3 protein-coding genes are annotated in these 6,410 nt (G+C 32.8%); 1 reads left to right on the forward strand and 2 read right to left on the reverse strand.

The features are described 5' to 3' along the window. Positions 1-1,785: 1,785 nt before the first annotated feature. Entirely contained in the window at positions 1,786-3,498 is a 1,713-nt protein-coding gene (locus CKF58_RS01890) for a DUF2264 domain-containing protein (RefSeq protein WP_119530298.1), read from the reverse strand. A 139-nt stretch (positions 3,499-3,637) separates the two neighbouring features. Continuing rightward, a complete protein-coding gene (locus CKF58_RS01895) occupies positions 3,638-4,552 on the reverse strand; it encodes a type II restriction endonuclease (RefSeq protein WP_119530299.1) in 915 nt (304 codons plus the stop codon). Positions 4,553-4,649: 97 nt separating this feature from the next. On the opposite strand from CKF58_RS01895, the gene dcm reads away from it, so the two are divergent. Then, positions 4,650-5,816: a DNA (cytosine-5-)-methyltransferase gene (dcm, locus tag CKF58_RS01900; protein ID WP_119530300.1), complete on the forward strand. Its 1,167-nt coding sequence runs from the start codon at positions 4,650-4,652 to the stop codon at positions 5,814-5,816. Positions 5,817-6,410 lie beyond the last annotated feature (594 nt).

The following is a 6,410-nucleotide window of genomic DNA, read 5'->3' on the forward strand; positions in this document are numbered from 1 at the left end:
AGCAAAATTATTACTAAATCATAGTTTCCCCTAGAGGTAAAGACTACTTCCTAGAAGGACAAAAATCTAAGCGATAATTTTGCTGCAAAACCGTCATGTGATTGTTAAATTTCACACATCGGCATATTATACCATAAAGGCAATATTCAGGTTTAAAGTTTTGATTTTTAGAGATAGGATATTCATTTTTTATTTCTCGCAAGTGAGGTGGAAGTTTATCAATTGATAGGAAAAAGAGAAGCAAATTTTTGCTCAACAAGGTAAGAATTTAGTCCTTTAATCACGAGGTTATTGTGGCAATAACTTTTACTCCCAACAAAACTAACTGTAATATTTTTGTATTCCCCTCGATATATTTTTATACAGATTAGAATAATCAAAATTTTATGCAAATAATATTGCCTCTAAATAATAAATAACGATATTCGTATGTTCAAAACCAGCTTGAGCAATCTCAAGCTAAGTTTAACAGCTGTTTACATACTTCCATATACATTCTCTCTATTAATGATTTGGTATAGATGGGAAGTATCACTCTTGAGGTATAGCTCATTTAACTCATTCTGCTTATACAGCTAATTCTGCTCATGCAGTTAATGACAAGTATGGGATTGTAAAATGCTAATTTTGTGCGATTATGAAAGTTGTAGGTGGTAGGGGATAATAGGTGGTGCTTAGGAGGTGTATCATTTTTGGGGTAAAGCTCAATCCTTGTGGTTTGAACTTGTGTGTAAATTGGTTGCTGATTTACAGCTTAGCTAATGTGAGTGCACAGTTAACTTGCACCTGCTGTTAATTCTGAGAATAAAAAATAATTTTTTAAATTAATTTTTGTTTTCTCGTCACAAAATTTATATCCAAATTTGTAAATTCACCTATATTTTTCTAAGGTAATAGGTAAATTTAGTTAGATGTTTTTTAAAGCTTTTTGATCGTCTCGAACAAAAAAATTATGTGCAGTAAGACATGAAGTTTGAATAATGTCGTAAATAACAACTACTTTAATGATATTAATTGGTTAAAAAGCGGAAAATTAATTAAGATCAGCGAAATTTTTTTCGGAAAAATAAATTTAGGTAATACTGAATTTGTGATATAGTATTTCACGTATCTAGAAAACAACCTACTAATTTACATTGATACTAAGAATCTTAGTAAAGTATGTATTGAAGTATATAGAAAATGATCAGGAGGATTAAAGTGAACCACTTTAGTCCTTTTTTGCGTATCGAGGTCTTGCTATAGCCTGGTTGTATTTGTTTGATTTTGTTTAAAAGTTTTACTAATTTTTTGCTCAACTAGATCAAAAATTAAGTAAAAAAAGCAACGTTATAAAAACTTGCATAAAGCTTATTTAGTAATAATAGTTACTTAGTGGTAGTACCTAAAAATATTATTAGATATTTTTAGATATTATTTATTATTTACTAGATACTAATTAGTATTTACTGGATATTAATAGGTACTTGCTTAGTAATCCTAGATTAGCCTATCTTCTATTACAGTCAGAGTTTAATTACTTAGTCTATGTTTAAATTACTTAGTCAGTATCGAGGAAAATAGTAATACACTACAACAGCTTTATTGCAAGTAGAAAAACGTGCACTCCATAAAGGTTACAAAAATAAAGTTCTGCATTAGCAGAACCTGATTTTCTGAGTAATTATTACACTAGAGTGTATAATAAATTGAAGATCATTTTTTTGATTTGAAACATTTAATATAACGTTATGACACTGAATCCCTAGTCTTTATCCGACTAGGGATTTTTGTTTACTTATATTTTTATTTATAGAGATCTAGTTTGCTAGACCAACGAGTAAAGCCTTTACGAAGCAGATTATTTTTCGGACGGAATGAACGACCAATAATTTTCTCTTTTAATTGAGTGTAAGAGTTTTGACCTAGTAACTTAGAAGTTGCTGGGTCATATTTGTATTTACTACTTGCAAACTGGGCGACCACTTCTTGTGTTTCTTGGTTACCAGTAATAGTTAAACCTATGGCTGGGATCTCAACCTGAAAATCACCTTGCTCTACAGGAAGAGGGACAAAGTCTGTTGTCCAAGCTCCGGTTTTATTACCTGTACAAAGTAAGATAATGTAAGATCTTAGCGACCAGAAAGCACTCGCTGGACCAGAGTAAGGATCTTGTAAGCGACGATCATTACCATAAAAACCAGCCGACACCATGCCATGGGCTAAAGCTTGGTTGCTAATATAGTAGCAATTTGGGCTTAAGAAAGCACGTAAGTGCTGTCCATTAGCTTGCCCTGCTAAAGCATCAGTAATGAGTAAACCTGTACTACAGGCTAGACGATAAGGTACACTTCTACCAAAGAAAGCAACACTATGAGGAGTAAAGAGATAGCGAGCTTTATTTGCCCAAGCTTGAGCAGCATATTTAATAAATGGCCCCGTAAAGTTAGGATCAATTTGTTCTAACCAATAGAGACTGTAATAGAAACCCCATGAGTTATAGAAGTCATAGTCTCCTTTTGCTCCATCTCTCCACCAACCTTCGTTAGTATAAAAATCTAAAACCCGTTGATATTTATCTACAGCTACAAATTTACTATAGAACTCGGGGAATAGTTTCCAACCAGCTGGAGCTTCAAGAGCAAGATTTTGTTCGGCTTGTCCGTCCAGAATTGCTTGAGTATCAATATTATCTAGTAAAGAAGCTGCTACAGGATCGCGGAACGGATAGTCGCTGCGTTTTTGAATAGGATCAGCTAAATCAGCAGCTACCATTTGGATGAGAACAATAAAGAGATGCCAGTTATTATCGACCGTAGCCTTACTACTAATAGCTTGTAACCAGGTCAGGATTTGTTGTTTGTCTTGGTGTGGTAGATGAACAAAGATCTGGTCTTTAGTCAGCCAAATAGCTAAAGCTACATCATGAGCTTCACAAATCAGTTGAGAATAGTCATGGATCTTACCCCAATAACCTTTATCATCAGGATCTGTAGCATGTAAGATACAAGTACGTAGTGCTTGACGATAAGTCTCAAGGCGTTGATAGTCCAAGGCTAATTTAGTTGAAGCTTGAGGTTTGTCTTCTTCCTGTTTAGCATGCACTAAGTAGGCTGCAATCAGAGGGATCATTCTCGTTACTCCCTCAATAGCATCAGAAACGATTCCTTGTTCAGCAGGCCAACCTGGATAACAAGCACGAGTAAAGTTACAGCTTGCATAATGCTGACAAAAAGCATCTAATAAATACTCACTGGTTAAACGTACATGCTGATATAACCATGATTGTTGAGTAACAGGATTAACTGCACTTAATTGGGCTGGTAAAGCTGCCGCTAAGTAAGTATTAGCTTGGGTGAGTACAGCACTGTAAGCTGTTTGATTTTTATAATAGCCACGTAAAGACGGCCAGTACTTAAGCTGTTGCCAAGCATGAGCGAGATTGTCCGACCACTTAGGGTGCTCGTGGGCTAAAAACGGACGTTCTAAAGCAGGAATTTCAGTTGTATAATCACGCATTGCTGTACTCCAAAGCTAGATTAGTTAAAAATAAATTGTTTGAAACTAAGAAAAGAATTTTTGTATAGGGTAGATTTCAAGAACAATCTCATTACTAGTGTAATGAGATTGTTGTATTCAGTGCATAAGTAATGTTAGGTTAGTACTTTTTAAGTCTTTCATTGTAGTAATCTACAACAAATTCCTTATCTTCATGTTTTTGTATTTGTTTCGTAATTATTTCTTTTAATTTTTCCGTATCTGCTACTGAATAGCTATATTGATTCCATTTACTAGCTGTTTCTTTACAGATTTTGATTAGATCTTCAAAAGTTAAAACTCTTGAGTTATCTTTATAATAATTTTCTTTGATACTTTTGGTCGTTGTAACTTGTATATTTGCTTCGTATAAAGTTGAGAATACTTCTGAGCTAATAGTTGTATCTAGCGTTGCTAAGAACATTTCTTTAGCACCAGTTCTTCCCATCTCTTCAGGAACTTCTTGCCATCTTTCTCGTAACGTTGTTTTTGCACTTATTAATACAGTATTTCTTTTATTAATGTCATATTCGATTGCCCCAGGTGATACTAGATCGAACATTTTACCAAGGCCTTTGCTAGTAAAAATTTGTTTACCAATATTACCTTGACTATCGATAGGTACGCCAGCTCCCATTAAAACTAATTCGATAGTACTTTCAAACTCTTTACCTGCTCGACTTCTACGACTTTGAGTATTTGATAAAGTTAGAGCATAAATGTGTTCTGGATACTTTTCAATAAACCATGTAATCGCTTCAATAGAGCTTAGAGAGTTAGCATGTTTTTCGTCAATAAGAAATTTAAGCATTCTTGTAGTAAATGCTTTTTCTTGTGGTAAAAAATCGTTCCAAGCTTTTTTTCTCAGTTCTTCAACGATAAAGCTTGCGTTTTCTATAAAGAAGCTTTTATCTTTTAGATGATATGAAAGCTTTTTAAAAGTTTCATATATTAAATCGTAGGGTTGTAAAAATGTTTGCTTCCTTTCTTCTTTAATAAAGTCTTTATATTCATCAACTGTAAAATCTTTTGTCATAAAAAGTATAACTCCTCTAAGGTTAAATTTACGATATAATGTGATAAAAAGAGGACAGTTAGTCCTGATTTAATGGCATATTGGGATAAATGTAAATATGACTTTTAGTACCTCATTAAAGAGCGTTTCTCCAGCTCTTTTGATTAAAGAAAAAAGACTGCGATTAAATATGACACAAAAAGAATTAGCAGATGCTGTAGGAATGTCTAAATTTGGGGATCGCACTATAAGAAGATGGGAAAATGGAGAAAGTACTCCATCTAATTTAGAGCTTAAAGCTATAATGTCATTTCCTGAAAATGTACCATTCCCTAATAATTCTAATGCTAAATATAAAGTAATAGACCTATTTGCAGGAATTGGTGGTGTACGTTTAGGTTTCCATCAAACAGGACAAGCTAATTTTGTTTTTAGTAGTGAAATAGATAAATTCGCTATAAAAACTTATAAAGCAAATTTTGATGATGTTCCTTTAGGGGACATTACTCAGATAGTTGAAACTGAAGTTCCTGATCATGATATCCTCCTAGGAGGATTTCCTTGTCAAGCATTTAGCAGAGCTGGAAAAAGATTAGGTTTTGAAGATACTCGTGGTACTTTATTTTTCGATGTAGCTCGAATTATTAAAGCTAAGAGACCTAAAGCATTTCTTCTAGAGAATGTAAAAAATTTAAAATCACACGATAAAGGTAGAACGTTTGAAACGATCATTCAAACTCTATTAGATCTTGGATATGCCGTTCAGACTAAAATCTTAAAATCTAAAGATTTTGGTGTACCACAAAATCGTGAACGCATTTATATTGTAGGCTTTGATAAAGCTCAAGTAAGTAATTACGAAGATTTTCAGTTTCCAGAGCCAACGTTAATTCCTACTCGTGTAGGTGATATTTTAGAAGAACAAGTTGATTCAAAATATACAATTTCAGATAAACTTTGGGAAGGGCACCAAAGACGTAAACTAGAACATATCGAAAAAGGTAATGGTTTTGGTTACTCTATATTTAATGCCGACAGCCCGTATGCTAACACTATATCTGCTAGATACTATAAAGATGGTAGTGAAATTTTGATTGCTCAAGACGGTAATAATCCACGTAAATTAACACCTCGTGAAGCAGCAAGATTACAAGGTTTCCCTGATAATTTTATAATTTCAGTTAGTGATACGCAGAGTTATAAACAATTTGGAAATTCAGTATCAGTACCTGTTATAAAAGCTTTAGCAGACAAAATGCTTGAAGTTTTGAACAATAACAATTAAGAATCTTTACTTACCCCATTGTATAAAGAGCAATGGGGTTATTTTCTAATTAACAAACACCTATATTAATATCTTACATTATTTAATGGAGGAAATATTTATTAAATTTCAATTATTTACCAAATGCGTCTCTAGTTGGATATCTATAAAATTGTGATGCTTATACTCCCACTATTTACGTTTTTAAAACGTAAGTACCTATAATCCTTTCCTCTTTTCTTCCGTTTCAAATCTATCTTTTAATCTTAAGAGTTAATGTATAGATTTGTTAATTCAATAGACATTAACGAGTAATTTAAAGATATTCATACCATATTACATTCCCGTAACTCAAGAGCAACATAGAAGCACAAACGTAAATTTAGGGGTTGCTTTTGTTTATTGCGTCTTAGCCTTTCTTTCTTACGTTTCTTATTCTTAAATTTTGCTGGTTGGCAAGAGCTAAAAAAATATTTGGATTTAACAAAAAATTATTCTTGTCTACAAAAAATTAATATTTCTGTGAAAAATTGTGAGAATTGCCGATAAATAGCCATGCAATTAAATTTAATTATTTTCTGAATTTAATTTTAGGTTATCCAATTTTTTGAGCAA

It is taken from the genome of Psittacicella hinzii, assembly GCF_003585935.1.
Lineage (GTDB): Bacteria > Pseudomonadota > Gammaproteobacteria > Enterobacterales > Psittacicellaceae > Psittacicella > Psittacicella hinzii.